Source organism: Enterocloster citroniae, from assembly GCF_040545455.1.
GTDB classification, from domain to species: domain Bacteria; phylum Bacillota; class Clostridia; order Lachnospirales; family Lachnospiraceae; genus Enterocloster; species Enterocloster citroniae.
Map to the genome: position 1 here is coordinate 81,907 of NZ_JBEPLZ010000001.1, position 22,144 is coordinate 104,050.

Sequence of the window (22,144 nt, forward strand, 5' to 3'; positions counted from 1 at the left end):
TCACACCTCCAGCCCATGTTCACGGGCAATGGCAATGATGGCATCCGCCACCTGGCTGATGGTCATGAGGGAACTGTCAAGGAGCACGGCGTCCTCTGCCTGCTTTAGGGGTGAATGTTCCCTGTTCATATCCCTGTGATCCCGCTCTTTTATATCCTCTGCAATGGACTCCAGGTCGCACTCCACACCCTTTTCCACCAATTCCCCGTACCGCCTCTTTGCCCTTACATCCACCGAAGCTGTGAGGTAGATCTTGGCAGGCGCATCGGGAAGCACACAGGTTCCGATATCCCGGCCGTCCATAATAACATTTGTTTTTCGCGCCAGCTCCTGCTGAAGTTCCACCAGCTTTTCCCGGACAGGCATGTAAACAGAGGTGGCTGAGGCCATGCTGCCAACCTCCTCGGTGCGGATCAGGTCTGAGACATTTTCCCGGTTCAGGATCACCTGCTGAGCGCCGTCCTCGTACCGGATCGTCACGTCCACATCACGGCATGCCTCTGCAATGGATGCTTCATCCGCGGGATCAATGCCTTTTCTCAGAAAATGGAGGGCCATGGTGCGGTACATGGCGCCCGTGTCCACGTACACAAATCCCAGCTTCTTTGCCACCAATTTGGCAATGGTACTTTTGCCCGCTCCCGCCGGACCGTCAATTGCTATGTTAAAATGCTTCATGCTTTCATTACTCTCCTGTCTTATAATGAGTTTTCAAACGTCCTCCGGCGCCTTGGCCGGACTGGCCCTAAGCCAGGGCCGCGCCCCTGCCTGCCGCCCATCCCGTGGACCATGCGATCTGCAGGTTGAACCCTCCGGTGACCGCATCCAGATCCAGTATTTCTCCTGCAAAATACAGTCCCCGCACCCGCTTGGATTCCATGGTGGAGGGATTTATGTCCCGGACAGAGATGCCTCCCTGGGTGATGATCGCTTCCTTGTAGTCCCTTAAACCGGTCAGGGTGAAGGTGAGCCCCTTGGTCACCTTCACAAGCCTGGCCCGTTCTTCCCTGGTCACCTCATTGACCTTCTTATCCGGATCAATGCCGCTGCGCGCAATGATCACGGGGATCAGTTTGGAGGGATACAGATGGGACAGGGAATTGCGGAACTGCTTATTCATGCTTTCCGTAAAGTCCCGCAGGATCCTGTCATCCAGCTGCTCCGTGGACAATGCAGGCTTTAAGTCAATGACCAGATCCAGGGGCTGCTTCCTGATTGCCTTTGCCCCAAAGGAGCTGGCGCTTAAAAGCAGGGGGCCGCTGACTCCGAAATGGGTAAACAGCATTTCCCCAAAATCCCGGAACAGCTCCTTTTTACCAGCTGATATCCATGCCTCCACGTTCTTCAGGGACAATCCCTGAAGTTCCTTTACAGTATCCGCTTCCTTTACCTCAAAGGCCGCCAGCGCAGGGGACAGGTCCGTTATCTTGTGCCCGCTTTCCCTGGCCCACTCATAGCCGTCACCGGTGGAACCCGTGGTGGGGTAGGACAAGCCTCCTGTGGTCACGATCACGCCCTCCCCGCTGTGAATGCGGCCGCCCACACGGACTCCCACACAAATACCGTCCTCTATCACCAGGCCCTCCACCCTTTGCTGAAGGTGGATCCGGACCTCCTCCCTTTTAAGGATCGAGGTCAGGGCAGCTATTACGTCAGACGACTTGTCCGACTGAGGGAACACACGGTTCCCCCGCTCCACCTTGAGCCTAAGCCCCGCCTGCTCCAGCAGGTTCATCATATCCTGGTTGGTAAAGCCGTAAAAACTGCTGTACAGGAACTTGGAGTTGCTCACCACCGATGCCAGAAGCTCCTCCATATCGCATGCATTGGTTATGTTGCAGCGGCCCTTGCCTGTGATGAATAATTTTTTTCCAAGTTTCTCATTTTTTTCATAAAGGTGCACCTTGGCGCCTTCCTTTGCGGCGGCAATGGCAGCCATCATCCCGGCTGCCCCGCCTCCCACTACGATTATCTCTTTTGTGTCACTCATCTGCTCTCTTTTACTTTCTTGATTTTCTTTTCCAGGGCATCCACCACTGTCTGAAGCACCTTTACCCTGGCATAGTGCTTGTCATTTCCTTCCACCACGATCCAGGGCGCATAGGTGGTGGAGGTGCGGACCAGCATCTCATTGACCGCATCCTCGTACTGGTCCCACTTTTCCCGGTTGCGCCAGTCCTCATCCGTGATCTTCCACTGCTTTAAGGGGTCTGCCTGACGTTCCTTGAACCTGCGCTCCTGCTCGTCCTTGTCGATATGGAGCCAGAACTTAAGCACCACCGCGCCTGCATTGGCCATGTGGGATTCCATCTCGTTGATCTCCTGGTAGGCCCGCTTCCACTGGGTCTCTGTGCAGAACCCCTCAATACGCTCCACCATGACCCGTCCGTACCATGTGCGGTCAAAAATGGCAATATGGCCGGCCTTTGGCACATTGTTCCAGAAACGCCACAGATAGTGATGGACCTTCTCTATGTCATTGGGCGCTGCCGTGGGATTCACCCGGTATCCCCGTGGATCCAGCTGACTTGTCAGACGTTTGATGGCGCCGCCCTTGCCGCCGGCATCCCAGCCCTCAAATCCGATGACCACGGGGATCCGAAGCCGGTAAAGTTCACTGTGAAGCTGGGCAAGCCGTTTCTGCAGCTTTTTCATCCGCTCCTTATACTCTTCCTCCGTCAGGCTTTTAGACAGGTCAATGCCTGAGAGGACTCCGTTTTTAAAGCGGTCCCTGGTTGTCTTTAAAGGAGTTTTCTCCGCCGGCTTCTCCCCGGCAGCCTTTCTCTCCTCCAGCTCGCTTTCCAGACGGTCCATGACGGCTGTCACGATCTTCAGCGCAGCGTAGTCTCTATCCACTGCCTCGATAATACTCCATGGCGCATAATCCGTATCCGTGTTCTCCAGCATCTCCTCATTCATGGTGAGATACCGTTCAAACTCCTTGTTCCTCTCCCAGTCCTCCCTGGTGACCCTCCATGCAGTCTCCTTAGACCCGTCCAGCTTTTTAAACCGTTTTTTCTGCTCCTCTTTGTCAATGTACAGGAAAAACTTTATTATGACCGTGCCGTCATCGCTCAGCTGCTTTTCAAAGGACAGTATGTCCTGATATGCGTCAGGCAGCTTATCCTCGGGCGTCAGCCCGTCAAAGCGGTCCACCTGCACGCTGCGGTACCAGCTTCTGTCAAAAATAGCGATCCTTCCCCTGGCCGGCGTCTTGGTCCAATAGCGCCACAGGAAAGGGCGCATCTGCTCATCCTCAGTGGGCCTGTCACATGCGTACACGTCAAATCCCCTGGGATCCAGGGCCTGGATCAGCCGGTTGATCTGAACCCCTTTGCCTGCAGCCCCCATTCCCTCAAACACAATGATCACGGGAATCCCGGCAGCTTTGCACTCCCGCTGCAGCAGTCCCAGTCTCTGAGAGGCCTCATCCATTACCTTGCGGTATGATTTCTTATCTACGGTTTTATTCAAATCAATTTTTTCCAACATATGCAGATCCTCCTTGTTCTCAGGCACATGATGACAGACAACCTCTTATTATTTTATCCAGTATACCATATTTTTTACTATTAGAAAATAAATAATGACAAGGGGATGGATTTTCCAACATATTCCTGAAAAAATGGCACGGTGCTTTACCGTGCCACTCTTTTGTTGCATATTTAAGTTATTGACCCGATCCCGGATCCTTTGTTCTTTCTCACAGTTCTGTGATCACAAAAATGTCGTAGATCGCACGGATCGCTGTCTCAAAGTCATCATTCTTCACCCCGATGATAATGTTCCACTCACTGGAACCCTGATCGATCATCTTAATATTCACCCTGGCATGGGCAAGGGCGGAAAATACCCTTCCCGCAGTGCCCCGGTTTGACCTCATGCCCCGGCCTACAACTGCGATCAGTGCCAGGTCCGACTCCAGCTCCACGGTATCCGGCTCCACAGCCCTGTGTATCCCGGCGATCACAGACTGCTCATATTCCTCAAATTCAGACTGGTGCACATAGACCGTCATGGTATCAATGCCAGAGGGCATGTGCTCAAAGGAAATGCCGTACTGCTCAAATACGCTTAACACCTTGCGGCCAAAGCCCACCTCGGCGTTCATCATGGCCTTCTCAATGTTGATGGAGCAGAATCCTTTCTTGCCCGCGATCCCTGTTATGGTATGGCGGGGTTTGCGGCAGGTGCTCTCCACGATCAGCGTACCCTTATCCTCAGGACGGTTGGTATTCCTGATATTGATGGGGATCCCCTCCTTGCGGACCGGAAATATGGCATCTTCATGAAGGACGCTTGCGCCCATGTAGGACAGTTCCCGAAGTTCCTTGTACGTAATGGTCTCGATCACCTCAGGATCATCCACGATCCTTGGGTCTGTCACCAGGACACCGGATACATCCGTCCAGTTCTCATACATATCCGCATGGATCGCCTTGGCCACAATGGAGCCGGTCACGTCAGAGCCGCCCCTGGAAAATGTCTTCACCGTGCCGTCATGTTTGGAACCGTAAAATCCTGGGATCACCGCCCGCTCCACATGCTCCAGGCGCTCAGACAGCTCCCTGTTGGTCAGATCCGCCTCAAAGTTTCCGTTATCGTCAAAAAAGATCACTTCGGCTGCGTCAATGAATTCATATCCCAGGTAATTGGCGGTCACAATACCGTTCAGGTACTCTCCTCTGGAAGCGGCGTAATCCCTTCCCGCCTTTGCCAGGAAATTCTCCTCAATCCTCTCGAATTCGTGGTCCAGGTTCAGGTTTAAGTTGAGGCCGTCAATGATATCCAGGTATCTGCTTTTGATCTTCTCCAGGATCTTCTTGTAGGACCTGCCTTCCACAACAGCGTCATAGCAGGCATACAGCATATCCGTAACCTTCTCATCCTTGTCACTGCGTTTGCCCGGCGCGGAAGGAACCACGTATCTTCTGGACTTATCAGCTTTTATGATATCCGCCACTTTCTTGAACTGTCTCGCACTGGCCAATGAGCTTCCGCCGAACTTCACCACTTTTTTCATCTTATCCGTCTCCCTTGCTTCTAACTTTGCACTGCTTATATCTTAACAAATCAACTGCTTTTATACTCTATGGCGTTACAAGTGCAAATGATACCTTACTTTAGCAAGTATGTCAATAGGTTTAGACGAAAAAATTTGCGTACAGAGGACATATGTTTTTATACCGCGGACTGTTTTGCAGAAAATCCAGGTTTATTTCTTTTGTTTTTGTGCATTACAGCAAATGGACCGCTACCACCAGCCCGGCAAACACAATGGACACCATGGAGGTCAGCTTGATCAGGATATTGATGGATGGCCCTGAAGTGTCCTTAAAGGGATCGCCCACCGTATCTCCGATCACCGCCGCCTTGTGTTCAGGACTGCCCTTTCCTCCGTGGGCACCGCCTTCAATGTACTTCTTTGCATTATCCCAGGCACCGCCTGCATTGGACATCATTACGGCCAGCACAAAACCGGTCACCGTGTTGCCGGCCAAAAGTCCCGCAACGCCCTGGGGCCCCAGAAGAAGTCCCACGGCCACAGGAACAGCCACTGCAACCATGGCCGGGGCGATCATAAGCCTTTGGGCGGACTTGGTACACATATCCACACAGGCGCTGTAATCCGGCTCCGCCTTTCCCTCCATCAGCCCTGCGATCTCCTTAAACTGACGCCGTACCTCCACCACAATGGACTGGGCCGCCTCCCCCACCGCATCCATGGTAAGGGCTGCAAAAAGGAACGGAAGCATTCCGCCGATAAAGAGCCCGATGAGCACCGTGGGATTAGTGATGGAAAGATCCAGGGACAGATCCGGCGCGATCTGCCGTACCTTGTCAATGTAGGAAGCGATCAGAGCAAGGGCTGTCAGTGCCGCCGAACCAATGGCAAATCCCTTTCCCGTGGCAGCCGTGGTATTGCCCAGGGAATCCAGGGCGTCCGTCTTATGTCTGACCTCAGGGGGCATATGGGTCATCTCGGCGATTCCCCCCGCATTGTCCGCAACCGGTCCATAGGCATCGGTTGCAAGGGTAATTCCCAGAGTGGAAAGCATTCCCACTGCCGACACCCCCACGCCGTAAAGCCCCGCATTAAAATCCCCCTGTCCGCCTGCGCAGTAATAACTCACCAGCACGGAAACACCCACAATGATGACAGGAGCCACTGTGGACATCATGCCCAGGGAAAGTCCGCTTATGATCACGGTAGCGCCTCCCGTCTCGCTGGATCCTGCCAGTTTTCTGGTAGGTGAATAGGAATCCGATGTATAATATTCCGTAATTGCCCCGATGGCCACTCCGGCCAGAAGACCGGACAGGATGGCTGCATATATCCCCATGTGTCCGGGAAGCAGCACACGGATGGCAAAAAATGCCGCAGCCACCACTAAAAGCGCGCTGATATAGGTTCCTGTCCTCAGTGCCTGAAGAAGATTCTTCTGGGAAGCATCCTCCTTTGTGTTCACAAAAAAGGTCCCGATAATGGATGCCACCACCCCCAGCGCAGCCAGCATCATGGGCACAGCCACGCCCCTGACGCCATACCCTGCCGCCACTGCCAGGGCTGATGTGGATACAATGGAGCCCACGTAGGATTCGTACAGATCCGCGCCCATACCGGCCACATCCCCCACATTGTCCCCCACATTGTCGGCGATCACTGCCGGGTTCCTGGGGTCATCCTCCGGGATTCCGGCTTCCACCTTTCCAACCAGATCCGCCCCCACATCAGCGGCCTTTGTGAAAATCCCTCCCCCAACCCTTGCAAACAGGGCCATGCTGGAGGCGCCCATGCCGAATGTAAGCATGTTGGCTGTGATCTGTGCGATCCGCTCCCCCTCAGGCAGACTGCCAAAGGCCGTGTTCAGGATAAAATACCACACAGTCAGGTCAAAAAGTCCCAGTCCAACCACGGTAAATCCCATGACCGATCCTGCGGAAAACGCCACTCTAAGCCCCTTGTTCAGGCTTTCAGAAGCTCCCTGGGCCGTACGGCAGTTGGCCATGGTGGCCGTCCTCATGCCGATAAAGCCGGACAGGCCGGAGAAAAATCCCCCTGTCAAAAAAGCAAAGGGTGTAAAAAAACTCAAAAAGCCGCAGAATGCCATCACAACCAGGATCGCAAAAACCACGGCAAAAAATATCCCCACGCCCTTGTACTGGCGCCTTAAATAAGCATTTGCCCCTTTCTGGACCGAACCGGAGATGCGCTGCATCTCCGGGCTGCCCCCGGGCTGCCTCTTTACCCTGACAAACATGCAGGCTGCAAAGACCAGCGCTGCCAGTGAACCAATTGCCACGAAATACATAGCATACATAACACCCCTTCTTTCTGAATATGCAACAGATACTTCCCGGTCAGATTCAATCGGGGACCATGATCAAGTTCAACTCCTTTATTTGTTCATTTACTTCTGTTCATTTACTTCCGTTCAAACTTCTGTCCGTTTACTTCCATTCAAACTTCTGTCCGTTTACTTCAACGCTTCCATCTGTTCATTCACCGACTCCTCGCAGGAACGCATGGCTAAAATGGCCTTTTCCATCAGTTCCTCCAAACTCCATCCCAGGCTTTCAGCTCCGCTTTTGATCACATCCCTGGAACAACCGGCCGCAAACCGTTTATCCTTAAATTTCTTCTTCAGGCTGGACACCTCCATATCCATCACACTTCCCGATGGACGCATCCTGGCCGCTGCGCCGATCAAGCCAGTGAGTTCATCCACCGCATACAGGATCTTCTCCATCTGGTGCTCCGGCTTGATATCCACCATGATCCCGTATCCATGGCTGCATACCGCACGGATGAGTTCCTCCTCTGCCCCCGCCTGTCTCAGCAGTTCCGGTGCCTTGATGCAGTGCTCCTGGGGATACATCTCAAAATCCACGTCATGGAGCAGCCCCACAAGTCCCCAAAAATCCTCCTCGTCCTCAAAGCCCTGATCCTTTGCAAACCATCTCATGGCTCCCTCCACGGTCAGCGCGTGAAGGATGTGGAACGGCTCTGTATTATATTTTTTAAGAGTCTCCAAAGCCTGATCTCTTGTAAGTTTTGTGTCCATGTCAATTATCCCCTTTCATTCCGCCATGGGACCACAGCGGTATATGTAATATTTATGATGTTAATTTCAGTATAGCACCCAGGCGGAAAAAATCAAGTATGCCTGCAATTTCAGCCGGAAGTTGACGAAACCGCCCGCCATTATGTATACTGATAAAAAACCGCCCTATATTGGCGGATATTGCAGGATTGGCTGCAGACAGGGAGGTATTACATGATATACCGGTTAGCGACACAAAGGGACCTGCCCAGGCTCCTCCATATGGTGGATCAGGCAAAAGCATCATTCAGGGCCAGGGGCATTGATCAGTGGCAGAAAGGCGATCCGGACGGACCGGGGCTTGCTGCCGCCATTGAACAGAAGACCATCCATGTTTTGGAACAGGAAGGACAGGCCGTGGGCATGATCACAGTGGTCCCCGGGCCGGAAGCCAGCTATGCACAGATTGACGGCGCCTGGTTAAACCAAGAGCCCTATGCTGCCTTTCACAGGGTCTGCGTGGAGGAATCATGCAAGGGCCGGGGCATTGCGGCACAGCTGTTTGGCCGGTCTGAGGACCTGGCGCGGCATATGGGCTTAACCAACATCCGCATCGACACCCATCCGGACAACCGTTCCATGCAGCGGGCGCTTGCCAAAAGCGGATACACGCTCTGCGGCAGCCTCACCCTCACGGAGGGCACGGAAAAAGGCGACCCCAGGCTGGCCTATCACAAGGTGCTGTAAAAGGCCGGTCCGGGCCTTGCCATTGGTCCGATGTTTACCAATCAGCCCAGCAAAAGCAGGCCATGAATATCCCGCCGGTCCCATTGAGGGAACCGGCAGGAAAACACAGCCTGCTTTTTTGTGCTTTTTTCACAGGGTACTTGTTTACAGCTGGAAATATTGAACTCCGCTTTCAAATATCTTCATATCCTGCTCTCCGTAAATGTTCATGGCAACTGCCTCTCCCCGTCTCTCGGAGTGGGCCATCTTGCCCAGGATACGCCCGTCAGGGCTGGTGATGCCTTCTATGGCCATATAGGAGCCGTTGGGGTTCCAATACTCGTCCATGGTCACATTGCCCTTGTCGTCCACATACTGGGTGGCCACCTGTCCGTTGGCGATCAGCCTGTGAAGCCATGCATCATTTGCCACAAACCTGCCTTCGCCGTGGGATGCAGGATTGCAGTACACGCCGCCCAGCCGGGCGCCGGCCAGCCATGGGGACTTGTCGGTCACCACCTTGGTGTATACCATCTTGGAGATATGGCGTCCGATCGTATTCATGGCAAGGGTCGGTGAATCCGGTCCCTGCTCCACGATCATTCCCTCCGGAACCAATCCCAGCTTGATCAGCGCCTGGAAACCGTTGCAGATGCCAAGCATCAGGCCGTCCCGCTCATTTAACAGCTTCTCTATCTCTTCCTTCATCACCTCATTGCGGAAAACAGTGGCAAAGAATTTGGCTGAGCCTTCCGGCTCGTCACCTGCGGAAAAGCCGCCCGGGAACATGACGATCTGCGCCTTGGCCATGGCCTTTCTGTATTCATCCACGGACTGCCTGATATCCTCAGGGCTTACGTTCCTGAACACTTTGGTGATCACCGCTGCCCCCGCCCGCTCAAATGCTTTGGCGCTGTCATACTCACAGTTGGTTCCCGGAAACACTGGAATGAACACGGTGGGACGGCCGATCTTGTGGTCGCAGATATACACCGCATCTGTATGGTAAAGCTTTTCCTCTATAACAGCTTTGTCACCCATTTCCGCCTTGCCGGTCACTGTTGGGAACACATCCTCCAGGGTGCCTGTCCATGCCTTCAGCGCCTCATCCATGGAAATTGACGTACTTCCGTACTCCAATACGCCGCTTTCAGTCACCTCACCGATCACCGTATAGGATATAGAAAGTTCTCCCACTTTCCCGTCCGCTGCCTCGCACACAATATTTCCCCAGCCTGCTCCAAAGAAATCCCTTGGATCCAGGCTGTGCTCTATCTTCACACCCAGCTTATTGCCGAACGCCATCTTGCTCACTGCCTCTGCAAGGCCGTTTCCTTCCACCGCATAAGCGGAAATGATCCTGCCCGCCTTTATATCTTCAAACAGTTTTCCGTACCCCTCCATCACCTGTTCATAATCCGGAAGGTCATATTGGTCTTTTGCGATCCTGAACTCCACGATCTTGCTGCCCGGCTTCTTAAACTCGGGAGTGATGATGTGCTTGCTGCTGCTCACATCCACTGCAAATGACACCAGGGTGGGCGGTACATTGATCTCTCCATCCTCCGTGTCAAAGGTGCCGGACATACTGTCCTTTCCGCCAATGGACGGAAGGCCGAATCCCATCTGTGCATTGTAAGCGCCTAAAAGGGCTGCAAAGGGCTGGCTCCATCTGGCGGGATCCGCATTCATCCTGCGGAAATATTCCTGGAAGGTAAAACGGATCTTCCTGTAATCTCCCCCGGAAGCCACAATCTTTGCCACGGATGACATCACCGCATATACGGCCCCATGGTACGGGCTCCAGCTGGAAAGGTATGGGTCAAACCCGTAACTCATCATGGTCACGGCATCTGTATGGCCCTTCAGCACAGGAAGCTTGGCCACCATGGACTGTGTCTCTGTCAGCTGATATTTTCCGCCGTAAGGCATGAATACGGAACCGGCTCCAATGGAACCGTCAAAGCGCTCCACCAGGCCCTTTTGTGAACACACATTGAGACCGGACAGCACCTCCAGCCATTTTGCCTTGACATCCCCTGTTTCCCTGCGCTCAAAGGGATTTCCCTCACGGCTTGGCACCTCCAGTGTCACATCCGCCTCCTGATGGGCGCCATTGGTATCCAGGAACCCGCGGCTGATATCCACAATGGTCTTCCCGCGCCAACTCATGACCAGACGCGGCTCCTCTGTCACCACTGCCACGGTCACTGCCTCCAGGTTCTCCTCTGCTGCGTACTCCAGGAACTGTTCCACATCTGCGGGATCCACCACAACAGCCATGCGCTCCTGTGACTCGGAAATGGCGATCTCCGTGCCGTCCAGGCCGGCATACTTTTTGGGAACCCGGTCCAGATCGATCTTCAGCCCTGCCGCCAGCTCACCGATGGCAACCGACACGCCGCCAGCACCAAAGTCATTGCATTTTTTGATAATGCTGCTAACCTCGGGACGGCGGAACATTCTCTGGATCTTCCGTTCAGTGGGAGCATTTCCTTTCTGCACCTCAGCGCCGCACACCTCAATGGAAGCCGTGGTATGTACCTTGGAGGAACCCGTGGCCCCGCCGATGCCGTCACGGCCCGTGCGGCCGCCTAACAGGATGATGATATCCCCCGGATCGGAATTTTCACGGATCACGTCTTTTCTGGGAGCAGCTCCCATCACCGCACCGATCTCCATCCTCTTGGCCACATAGCCCGGATGATAGATCTCCTTTACATATCCGGTGGCCAGACCGATCTGGTTGCCATAGGAGGAATATCCCTGGGCAGCGCTGTTGACGATCTTACGCTGGGGAAGTTTACCCTTAAGCGTTTCGCACAGCGGTCTGGTGGGGTCTGCAGCTCCTGTGACGCGCATGGCCTGGTACACATAGGTGCGGCCAGACAGCGGGTCACGGATGGCACCGCCCAGACAGGTGGCCGCGCCGCCAAAAGGCTCGATCTCCGTGGGATGGTTGTGGGTCTCATTTTTAAAGTTCACCAGCCATTCCTCCGTGACTCCATCGATCTCCACGGGAACAACGATGCTGCAGGCATTGATCTCATCAGAGATCTCCATGTCCTCCAGTTTCCCCTCGCTGCGCAGTTTCTTCATGGCCATGAGGGCCAGGTCCATGAGGCAGACGTATTTGTCATCCCTCCCTTTATAGATCACTTCCCTGTCAGCCAGATACTGCCTGTAGGTATTTTCAATGGGTTCCCTGTAATCCCCATCCGTAAAGCTCACATTCTTAAGTTCTGTGGAAAATGTGGTATGGCGGCAGTGATCAGACCAATAGGTGTCCAGCACACGGATCTCCGTGACGGAGGGATCCCTGCGTTCTTCATTCTTATAGTAGTTCTGTATGTGGAGGAAGTCCTTAAATGTCATGGCCAGGTTCAGCGTATCGTAAAGGGCTTTTAATTCCTCCTCCTTAAAGTCCGCTAACCCGTCAAAATACTTTATGTCCTCCGGCACCTCAAACTCAGTTACCAGGGTGGTTGGTTTGTCCTCTCCCGCCTCACGGCTGTCCACCGGGTTGATGCAAAAGCTCTTGATAGCGGCTTCCTGGTCATTTGTAAGAGGTGCTGTGATCACATAGGTGACCGCAGACCTGATGACCGGTTCCTCGTCCTCCTTTAAAAGCTTTACGCACTGCTCCGCGGAATCCGCCCTCTGGTCAAACTGGCCCGGCAGGTATTCCACGGAGAAGATCAGGTCCCCCGGATCCTTTGGAAATGTTTCCTCATATACCTCGTCCACCGGAGGCTCTGAGAAAATGGTTACCAGGGCCTTCTCATATATCTCTTCCGACAGGTTTTCAATATCATAACGGATCAAAACGCGTACATTTTTTAAATCGCTGATTCCCAGGTAATTTTCCAGTTCTTCCCTCAGCTCGCCTGCCTTAACTGCATAATCCGGTTTCTTTTCCACAAATATTCGCCTTACGCTCATTTAGCAACCTCCTGCTTGTTTCATGACCTCTTTTATTTATCGCGGCACAAAAAGGGCAGACGCCCTTTTATCTGTCCTTATCATACCACAAATATTATAGATTAGTAAAATTAATATATTTAATTATTTATCCAGCCTCTTCTTATAAATAATACTGATAATCATGGGAATCTATCTATGGCACATATGAACAAGTTGTGATATACTTGAAAGGTATGCGATTAAATCAGGGTGTTTTCATAACGCCCAAGGACAGGGAGACTACAAAGGAAATGAAAATCGGATTTGATAACGACAAATATCTGACCATGCAGTCAGAACACATCAAGAAGCGCATCGGGGAATTTGGGGATAAGCTGTACCTGGAATTCGGGGGCAAGCTCTTTGACGACTATCACGCTTCCAGGGTACTTCCGGGATTTGAACCGGACAGCAAGCTTCGCATGCTTCTCCAGATGGCCGACCAGGCTGAGATTGTCATTGTCATCAATGCGGCTGACATTGAAAAAAACAAAATGCGCCATGACCTGGGTATCACCTATGACGAGGACGTACTCCGTCTGATCCAGGAATTCCGCGACAAGGGCCTGTATGTGGGAAGTGTTGTGATCACCCAGTACAGCGGCCAGGGCGGGGCTGACCAGTTTAAGATAAAGCTGGAGCACCGGGGCATCAAGGTATACCGCCACTACTGCATTGAGGGCTATCCCAGCAACATCCCCCTCATTGTAAGCGATGACGGATTTGGAAAGAATGACTATATAGAAACCACCAGACCCCTGGTGATCATCACTGCCCCTGGCCCGGGAAGCGGCAAGATGGCTACCTGCCTGTCCCAGCTGTACCATGAAAACAAGCGGGGGATCAAGGCCGGGTATGCCAAATTTGAAACCTTCCCCATCTGGAACCTGCCTCTGAAGCATCCGGTAAACCTGGCCTACGAAGCTGCCACCGCTGATCTGAATGACGTGAATATGATCGATCCCTTCCACCTGGAAGCCTACGGCAAGACAACGGTCAACTACAACAGGGATGTGGATATTTTCCCTGTGCTCAATGCCATATTTGAGGGAATCTACGGTACCAGCCCTTACAAGTCACCCACGGACATGGGTGTAAATATGGCCGGCTTCTGTATCATAGATGACGAGGCATGCAGGGAGGCATCCTACCAGGAGATCATCCGCCGCTACTACCATGCCCTGAACCGTCTGGCCAAGGAGGAGGGCAGCTCAGATGAGGTATACAAGATCAACCTTCTTATGAACCAGGCAAAGATCACCACTGCCATGCGCCGCGTGATCGCTCCCTGTATGGAGCGGGCACAGCAGTTGGGTTCCCCTGCCGCTGCCATGGAACTGGAGGACGGACAGCTGGTAACCGGTAAGACCAGCGCTTTGCTGGGCGCCTCCGCCGCCCTGCTGCTGAACGCCATCAAGGTGCTGGGCAATATCCACCATGATGTGCATCTCATCGCCCCCTCGGCCATAGAGCCCATCCAGACCTTAAAGATCCAGTATATGGGCAGCAAGAATCCCAGGCTCCACACAGACGAGGTGCTGATCGCCCTGTCCATGAGCGCGGCCACGGACGATACTGCCAGAAAAGCCCTGTCCCAGCTGCCCAAGCTGCGCGGCTGCCAGGTACACACCTCCGTTATGCTGTCGGACGTGGATATCAAAGTATTTAAAAAGCTGGGTGTGGAACTTACCTCCGAACCTGTATATGAGCATAAAAAGCTGTACCACTAACAGACATAAGCCAGGCTGTCGCTTGAACGGTTGAATGACCGTAAATGCGGCAGCCTTTTTCTGAACCCGTTTCTGAACCCGTTTCTGAACCCGTTTCAAAACCCTTTTCAAAACCCTTTTCTGAACCGTTTTCAGGATTGTTTTTAGGACCTTACCAGGACTGCTTTTAGCACCGTCCCTTATGCCGCTGCTGTTTTGTAACACATATGCGGATGATCTGAATATGTTAATATCAGGTATAACAGCTAAGGGGAAGGCGAGGTGCGTTCATGCATAAAGTGCTGGATGAAAATTATATTGACCTGCTGATCGACAATATTGTGGCGGATAATCTGAAGCGGGATTATGATTTAACAAAGATCAATGAACGGTATTCCATTTTGCACTCTCCCAAGGAAATGCTTGACATGTGCTACCTGGGGTACCGTCCCTACCACATATTTCCAACTATCTATACATTGTGCTCTGACATTGCCCTTGAAAGTTCAGGTATTTCCTCTGTTCAGAACAATCCGAATTTTGATCTGTACTGGGGCAAATAACCTGCGCCCATGGGCGCACAAAAAAGCATCCCCGCCGGAATCTTCAATACTATAGGCATTGAATCCGGCGGGGATGCTTTTATCCGCGGCCATTTACATGTGTCATAAAATGGTCCTGACCTTTGAAGCCATGGCTTCTGCAAGCCTTATATGATCTTCTCTTTCCATATGAAGCTGGTCCACAGCACTGGGACCAGCATATTCGGCAGCGTTCAGGTAAAAACAATCCTGCCTTTTTGCAGCCTTTTGTACCAGAGGCGCAAGCTTCCTGCTGAGCACTGCCGCATCAGAGGTAAAGCCTGTCATGATACTGTTTTCAATCCCCTCCCCAATCACAATTGGGGAAACAAGCAAAATCTGGGGGACCGTATAATAAGGACCATATGTATAATTTTGTACAAGCTCAGCCAGCTGGCGTATTCCCTCAGCAATATCACAGGGAAGGACCCTAAACCGGCTTTTAAAATCATTTGTACCCAACATGATGATCACCAGGTCCAGGGGTTTGTGGGTGGCCAGGGCCACTGGCAGAAAGGAACGTCCGTTGCGGTAAAGCTCCAGATTGTCCTCCCACACGGTCGTGCGGCCGCCGCATCCCTCCTCGATCACATAAAACTCATTCCCCAGCAGCTGCTGAAGCCTTCCCGGCCAACGGATCTCCCTAGGCCATCTCCCACCGCTGGGATTTGTTCCAAATGTATTAGAATCGCCAAAGCATAAGATTGTTTTCATGCAGCATTTACCTCAGCCATTAATAGGTCCCATAAATCAAATTCGGCAGGAACAATACAATTCCAGGCAGGAATACCAGTACGATCATCTCCAGCATGATCGCCAGAAAGAACGGTATCGCCGCCTTGGTATACTCTTCCACCGGACACTCCAGGATTCCGCAGACCGTATACAGGGCTGAACCCACCGGAGGTGTCATAACACCCATTGTTACGATCGTTGCCATCAGCACGCCAAAATGGACAGGGTCAACACCAAGCCTTGTCACCATAGGCAGGAAAATGGGCGTCAGCAGCAGGAAATTCACATTGCTGTCCAGGAACATTCCCATCACAAAGAGGAACACCAGGATAATGATCAGCAGCAGCTGAGGATTTTCCGTGATTCCAAAAATAAGTGTAGACAATGCCTGGGGCAAATTCACATAAGTTACCGAATAGCTGAACGGCCCTGACAAGGTGACGATCAGCATAACCGCCGCCGTATCGATCATGGAGGTGGACAGCGCATTCACAAAGCCGTCAAAGGTAAACTCATGATATACAAACGCACCTACAATGATCGCGTAAAATACTGCAAATGCTCCGGCCTCCGAAGGCGTGCACACGCCAAAACGGATACCCACGATCAAGATGACCGGGAACAGCAAGGCCCATATGGATTCCCTGAGATTCGTAATCAGCTCATCCTTCGTCAGCTTAGGTGTCTCAGCATTCGGCTTCTCAAAGCCGTGCATCCGGCAGGTAATGTTCACGGTAGCCATCAGCACCACCATCATCAGGACTCCCGGTATCATCCCGGCACAGAACAGACGGCCGATGGATACCTCACCGATAAAACCATACAGGATCAGCCCCAAACTGGGCGGAATTGTAGCTGTGATCAATCCGGTCATGCAGTTAACCGCTGTGATATATCCTTTTGAGTAACCGCGGTTAAGCATTTCCGGTCCCAAGATCCTGGTCTCCATGGCAGCGTCCGCTGTGGCGGAACCGGAAACCCCTCCCATCAAGGTACTCATCACTACGGACACCTGCGCCATTCCCCCGTACATCCTGCGCGTCAGCATAGAAGCCAGCCCCAACAATCTTTTTGTGATTCCCGACTCATTCATCAGATTGCCTGCAAAGATAAAAAAGGGAACGGCCAGGAACGAGTAGGACTGTGTCTGGGCCACGATCCTCTGTACTGTAATGGAAAAGGGAATATCAGGAGTTGCCGCAAAAAAGGCCAGACCTGCCAGGCCGATCACAAAAGAAACCGGCATTCCTATGATTAACAGGACAACAAAGGTAATTAATAGTACTCCCACACTTCTACCTCCAAACTCTATTTCTTTGCTTCCACCAGCTGGCTGACAGACTCTTTGATCTTCAGCAATGCGGTTATGCTCATCAAAACAGAGGATACCGGCAAGCTGAGGGTTACAAACGAGTAACTGATCGTAAGGGTCTGGAATGACCGCTTCCAGCTTTCTACACTAAGGCGGAGGCCATATACAATAAAGATCACCAGGGCTCCCAGCATAATCACCTGGATGACCAGAGTCACTGCCTTTTGAACCTTCTCCGGCAGCTTACGTGTAAACAGGTCAAGGCCAACCAGTTTATTCCGGCGGAATGCAACGTCCGCCCCAAGAAAGCAGGTCCATGCCAGCAGCAGCTGCGCCACATCAATACTCCATGATATGGGATGCTTTACCAATCGGGCAAGGGCTGAGCACATAACAAGCACTACCATCATAAAAAACAGCGTACAGCTCAGAACCTCCTCACCCCTACAAAATAACCGATAGAATTTCTTCATTACGGCACCCCCGTTATCATTCCATTATTTTCCCATCTGTTCCATCAGCTGGCTGCGTACTTCCTCATATCCAAGCTGTGTATATACTGGAACAGATGCTTCCTTAAATGCATCAATATCAACATTATTGTTAATGATCACACCGTATTTCTCAGCCATCTCTTTCTCATACTGCTCGCTGAGCTCAACGCACTTCTGCTGGTATTCCGTACCTACTTCACGGAAAACCTTTTCCATCAGCGCCCTGTCCTCCTCACTTAAACTGTCGCGGAATTTGGTGCCTGTCACTACGGATCCGATCAGCTGGAAATGTTCCGTCTTATTGATGTACTTTGTCACTTCCCACAGACGGGTTGCGTAAAAGGAAGGGGTCTGAACCTCTGCTCCGTCCAGTGCTTTCTGCTGAATCGAAGTATAAACCTCACTCCAGCTCATAGGAGTCGGCACTGCGCCCATGGCTTTGACTGAGCTTGTGCAAAGATCGTTACCAATGGTACGGATCCTCTGTCCGTTCAGGTCTGCGGGTACATTCACTTCTTTGTTAAGGCAGAAGTTCCGGGTGCCGCTGAACCAGTTGGAGGTTACCAGCCATATGCCCTGGTCTGCAAATTCCTTTTCCCACTGTGCATACAATTCTGTTTCCATCACCTTGTCCAGTCCGGTATAATCATCAAAGATATACGGCATCTGCAGCATACCGTAATCATTTACAAAAGATGCCAAACGGCTGGGATCTGATACGGTCAGGATGGCAGCTCCCTGCATTGCCTGCTCTGTCAGGTCATCTGTATCTCCCAGTGAAGAGCTTGGATAGATCTCTGCCTCGATCCGTCCGCCGCTTTCCTCTGAAAGACGTTTTGCAACCTCGCGAAGGGCCATGGTCTGGATATCATCCTCTCCGGCTGTATTACCAAATTTGATCGTTACCTTTTTTGCATCCTGCCCGGCGGATGCGCCGGAATCCTGAGTTGATTTTTCCGAAGAAGCCGTTGTTGTGCTTGTTGTGCTTGCAGAACTCCCGCAGCCCGCCAAAGCCAGGCATCCTGTTAATACAAGTGTCATCAAAATTCTTCTTTTCATCTTTTTTCCCTCCATTTAATGATAGATAGTAAAAGTGGCACGGTCTAATTGCCTCCTGTCATTAACATACCATATTAACATGTTAGTGTCAAGCGTTATTAACTATTCCTAAATAAATGATCCTTTTTTGTTTTTTATTGTGCTATTAAGTCAATATCTATACTCCAAAATATTCTTTTGCATTCCAAAAGCAGATGTTTGCAATTATTCTTTGAAGCATGTCCTGATCGTCAGGCAATTCCCCCTTCTCTGCCCAGCTGCCCACCAGATTACAGAGGATTCTCCTGAAATATTCATGGCGTGTATAGGAAAGATAGCTGCGGCTGTCAGTGAGCATACCGATAAAATGACCCAAAAGCCCTGTATTTGCCAGCACACGCATCTGCTCCTCCATTCCGTCCCTGTGGTCCTGGAACCACCATGCACTGCCCAGCTGAATTTTGGACCTTATGCCGGCATTCTGAAAATTTCCAGCCATTGTTGCCAGCACTGACAGATCCCGGTTATTAAGCGAAAAGAGGATCATTTTGGGAAGCATTTCCATTTGTTCCATGTGGTCCATAAAGGAAGCCAGCGGCACGGCAATCCCAAAATCCCCAACAGAGTCAAATCCAGTGGCTTCCCCAATGCATTTCACCATTCTGGTATTTCTGGAGCGGATACATCCCACATGCAGCTCCATGGCCCAGCCTCTTCTGGAATATTCCTCTGCCAGCCAAATCAGCAGCTCTGTCTGGAACACATCGATCTCATCTTTTGCAGGGCACTCTCCTGACAGAGCCTTTTTTATGATCCGGTCCGCCTTTGCTGTTCCCTCAGGTCTCCAGGGAAACTGTTCAAACCCATGATCCGAGGCAACGCATCCTGCTTTTTCAAATACATCCATACGCGCCAGAAGCGCTTTCTCCAGTGTTTCCAGATCTGAAATTTCCACATCCGCAGCCTGTCCCAATCGCACCATATAATCCCGCCAGGATTCCCTTGTCATTTCCATTACCAGATCCGGCCGGAACGCCGGAAGTACTTTTACCGGAAATGCCTCCTCTATCAGCTTTTTGTGATAAATCAAGGAAGCGGCGGGATCTTCTGTGGTACAAAGACCATATACATTGGATCTTAGAATTAATGACCTGGGGGAAAAATCCTCTGCTTCCATCACTTTAGTTGATTTGTCCCAGATTACCCTGCTGTTTTTCTCTGTCAGCACATCCGTTATATGAAAATACCGCTGTAGTTCCAAATGGGACCAATGGAACAGAGGGTTGCCCACCGCCTCCTGCAGCGCTCCGGCATAAGCATGGAATTTTTCATAGTCATCCGCGGTTCCGGTGATCATCTCTTCCTCAATGCCATGTGCCCGCATGATCCTCCACTTATAGTGATCTCCGCTCAGCCAAAGCTCTGTAAGGTTAGAAGGCTTTTTGTTTTCGTATATTTCCTTTGCACTCAAATGACAGTGATAATCAAAGATCGGGATTTCCCTGCAGCTTTCGTAAAGCCGTCTCCCGGTTTCATTGTACAGCATAAATGTATCATCCATAAATTTCTGCATTTATCTTCCCCCTTCTTCTGCCTATACATTTCCAAACGCGTTGATCAAAAGCCGATGGAACAGCCCCCGTCCACCATTAACGTGGTGCCTGTCACAAATTCCGATGCCTTTGAAGCAAGATACAGGGCAGCCCACCCAATATCCTCCGGTGTTCCATACCTCTTCATAGGAGTATGTCCCAAAATTTTGGCCTGCCTGTCAGGATCCAGGTCCACTGCCTGGTGAAACATGGGAGTGTCAATAAAACCAGGCACGATCGCATTAACCCGGATCCCTTCCCCTGACAATTCCCCTGCCATTGTCCGTGTAAGCCCCAGCACCGCTGATTTTGCCGCAGAATATGCAGTTACATTTGTCATACCAATACAGGCCGACATGGAAGAGATAAAGATGATGCTACCGCCCTTTGCCTTTTTCATATAAGGAACTGCCGCCTGAGTCAGCGCATAAGCGCCAAATACATGCACATCCATAATACGTTTTAATTCTTCCTGGGTAATCTGTTCCATGGGCTTTTTACTGTGAACCCCCGCATTATTGACCAATATATCCAGGCTGCCCATCTGTTTCACAATGTCTTCTGCAAGCTTTGGAGCACAGCTGGTGTCGGTGACATCACAGACAATACCACTGGCCCCCGGCCCCAGACTTTGGCAGGCGGAGTCTAAAACCTCCCTGCGCCGCCCGGTAATTACTACCTTTGCTCCTGCCAGTAGGAATGCCTTTGCCATGGCAGCCCCCAGTCCGGTGCCTCCCCCCGTGATCAGAGCCGTTTTTCCATCCAGTCCAAATACGTCAAGAAGTCTTTCATCCCTCATACGATCCCTCCCCCTGTTCTAATATTTCTTTAAGCAGTCCTTTGCTTGCCATCTGAAGGGCTGACCGCATATATCCCAGGGCAAACGCCATTCCCGCGTGCCAGGGCGCGCTGCACAGTATTTCAGGTGTGTGGTCGGGAATGATCACCCCGTCAAAGTTATGGGCTTCCAGCAGAGCTAACGCTCGCAGCATATCAATATCGCCCTCATCCACAAAGACCTCGTCATATTTTGGCACCTTTCCCTTTACATTCCGAAAATGCACGTAACTGATCCCTCCCTGACCGCCGTACTGCTCTATGGCATCATAGACCGATCCATGGGTCATTTCCTGAATACTGCCCAAGCAAAGTTCCAGCTTATTGCTTTTGCTTGGCGAAATGTCGATCACCCTCTGGTATAGCTCCGGCTGAAATACAAGCCTTGGCATGCCGCGCAGCAAATCCATTGGAGGATCATCCGGATGCAGGGCCATCTCCACCCCGGCTTCCTCAGCCACGGGAAGGATTTCCTCCAAAAACCGCTTCAGCCTGTCCCACAGCTGCAATGAGGACACCGGTTCCAAACATGTGCCATCCCCCTCAGCATAGGTCATATTCCAGATCTGTCCTTTAGGAATAGGGGCGTCATATTTGATTTCGGAACTGTCAAAGCAGGTGCCCATTGCTCCGCCCCGGGCATGGGGATGCTTTTGGTGTCCCCAGACACCGGCCAGACTGAAATTGTAGCCAAAGGAGCGTATCCCGGCTTTTCCCGCATTTCGGATGATCTGCTTTAAAACCTCCATCTGCTCCTGCCGTCCGGGACCGTCCAACAGTATGTCATACCAGTCTGCCGGGCTAAAATTCTCGATTCCGTAAATACACAGACCGTATCTTCCCGCCATTTTCTGGAGGTCTGTCATATGTTCCGCGCTCCATATATCCTCTCCCCCCTTTGCAAGTCCATAGTTTGTGCTGTCATTGGTTGCTGTCACGATCTGCTTTGAGTAGTAGTCCGCAAGATGAATGATCAAATGCGTACATCCACACTGCTTTGCAAATGCAAAATATTCATCAGTTAACATATGTCTGTATAGGCCTAAGCCAAGTTTTATTTCCGACATCACCTGCTCCTTTCATAAAGTATAAGCGTTTGCCTGGATTGTTTT

Annotated in this window: 17 protein-coding genes; 3 read left to right on the forward strand and 14 right to left on the reverse strand. The window is 51.6% G+C overall.

Features of this window, described 5'->3' with window-relative positions; genetic code table 11:
• From cmk to ABID13_RS00400, 6 genes are all read right to left on the reverse strand, one after another.
• Positions 1-678: a (d)CMP kinase gene (gene cmk, locus ABID13_RS00375; RefSeq protein ID WP_007863961.1), complete on the reverse strand. Its 678-nt coding sequence runs from the start codon at positions 676-678 to the stop codon at positions 1-3.
• A 67-nt stretch (positions 679-745) separates the two neighbouring features.
• Entirely contained in the window at positions 746-1,990 is a 1,245-nt protein-coding gene (locus ABID13_RS00380) for a BaiN/RdsA family NAD(P)/FAD-dependent oxidoreductase (protein WP_048930665.1), read from the reverse strand.
• Positions 1,987-3,492: a polyphosphate:AMP phosphotransferase gene (gene pap / locus ABID13_RS00385; RefSeq protein ID WP_048930664.1), complete on the reverse strand. Its 1,506-nt coding sequence runs from the start codon at positions 3,490-3,492 to the stop codon at positions 1,987-1,989. Before pap ends, ABID13_RS00380 begins: the two co-directional genes overlap by 4 nt.
• A gap of 211 nt (positions 3,493-3,703) precedes the next feature.
• Entirely contained in the window at positions 3,704-5,023 is a 1,320-nt protein-coding gene (locus tag ABID13_RS00390; RefSeq protein ID WP_007863957.1) for an aspartate kinase, read from the reverse strand.
• 214 nt (positions 5,024-5,237) lie between these two features.
• A complete protein-coding gene (locus ABID13_RS00395; RefSeq protein WP_045093291.1) occupies positions 5,238-7,322 on the reverse strand; it encodes a sodium-translocating pyrophosphatase in 2,085 nt (694 codons plus the stop codon).
• 156 nt (positions 7,323-7,478) lie between these two features.
• Positions 7,479-8,066 (reverse strand): hypothetical protein, encoded by a 588-nt coding sequence (locus tag ABID13_RS00400; RefSeq protein ID WP_007863953.1) that lies wholly within the window; start codon positions 8,064-8,066, stop codon positions 7,479-7,481.
• 213 nt (positions 8,067-8,279) lie between these two features.
• On the opposite strand from ABID13_RS00400, the gene ABID13_RS00405 reads away from it, so the two are divergent.
• Entirely contained in the window at positions 8,280-8,792 is a 513-nt protein-coding gene (locus ABID13_RS00405; protein ID WP_007863951.1) for a GNAT family N-acetyltransferase, read from the forward strand.
• Between the two features lie 144 nt (positions 8,793-8,936).
• Here ABID13_RS00405 and ABID13_RS00410 read toward each other — a convergent pair whose 3' ends face one another.
• Complete coding sequence (locus tag ABID13_RS00410) at positions 8,937-12,713, reverse strand: phosphoribosylformylglycinamidine synthase (RefSeq protein ID WP_048930663.1); 3,777 nt, start codon at positions 12,711-12,713, stop codon at positions 8,937-8,939.
• 272 nt (positions 12,714-12,985) lie between these two features.
• Here ABID13_RS00410 and ABID13_RS00415 point away from each other — a divergent pair, with 272 nt between their 5' ends.
• Together ABID13_RS00415 and ABID13_RS00420 are read left to right on the forward strand one after the other, a co-directional pair.
• On the forward strand, positions 12,986-14,464 hold the full coding sequence (locus ABID13_RS00415) for a DUF1846 domain-containing protein (protein WP_007863947.1): 1,479 nt from the start codon (positions 12,986-12,988) through the stop codon (positions 14,462-14,464).
• Between the two features lie 269 nt (positions 14,465-14,733).
• Positions 14,734-15,006 carry a hypothetical protein gene (locus ABID13_RS00420; protein ID WP_048930662.1) on the forward strand — a complete coding sequence of 91 codons (273 nt, stop codon included), beginning with the start codon at positions 14,734-14,736 and terminating at the stop codon, positions 15,004-15,006.
• A 102-nt stretch (positions 15,007-15,108) separates the two neighbouring features.
• Here the strand turns inward: ABID13_RS00420 and ABID13_RS00425 are convergent, their stop codons facing one another.
• The 7 genes from ABID13_RS00425 to ABID13_RS00455 form a co-directional block, all read right to left on the reverse strand.
• The gene (locus ABID13_RS00425; RefSeq protein WP_007863946.1) at positions 15,109-15,738 is read right to left on the reverse strand and encodes an SGNH/GDSL hydrolase family protein; all 630 of its coding nucleotides are present in this window, start codon (positions 15,736-15,738) and stop codon (positions 15,109-15,111) included.
• A 19-nt stretch (positions 15,739-15,757) separates the two neighbouring features.
• The gene (locus tag ABID13_RS00430) at positions 15,758-17,050 is read right to left on the reverse strand and encodes a TRAP transporter large permease (RefSeq protein ID WP_007863943.1); all 1,293 of its coding nucleotides are present in this window, start codon (positions 17,048-17,050) and stop codon (positions 15,758-15,760) included.
• 17 nt (positions 17,051-17,067) lie between these two features.
• Entirely contained in the window at positions 17,068-17,544 is a 477-nt protein-coding gene (locus ABID13_RS00435) for a TRAP transporter small permease (RefSeq protein WP_007863942.1), read from the reverse strand.
• 24 nt (positions 17,545-17,568) lie between these two features.
• On the reverse strand, positions 17,569-18,624 hold the full coding sequence (locus ABID13_RS00440) for a C4-dicarboxylate TRAP transporter substrate-binding protein (RefSeq protein WP_007863941.1): 1,056 nt from the start codon (positions 18,622-18,624) through the stop codon (positions 17,569-17,571).
• Positions 18,625-18,781: 157 nt separating this feature from the next.
• A complete protein-coding gene (gene uxaC / locus ABID13_RS00445) occupies positions 18,782-20,176 on the reverse strand; it encodes a glucuronate isomerase (protein ID WP_048930661.1) in 1,395 nt (464 codons plus the stop codon).
• Positions 20,177-20,220: 44 nt separating this feature from the next.
• Positions 20,221-20,994, reverse strand: coding sequence for an SDR family NAD(P)-dependent oxidoreductase (locus ABID13_RS00450; protein WP_045093295.1), 774 nt, complete (start codon positions 20,992-20,994; stop codon positions 20,221-20,223).
• The gene (locus ABID13_RS00455) at positions 20,984-22,099 is read right to left on the reverse strand and encodes a mannonate dehydratase (RefSeq protein ID WP_197092202.1); all 1,116 of its coding nucleotides are present in this window, start codon (positions 22,097-22,099) and stop codon (positions 20,984-20,986) included. The genes ABID13_RS00450 and ABID13_RS00455 overlap by 11 nt, the downstream gene beginning before the upstream one ends.
• Positions 22,100-22,144: the final 45 nt, after the last annotated feature.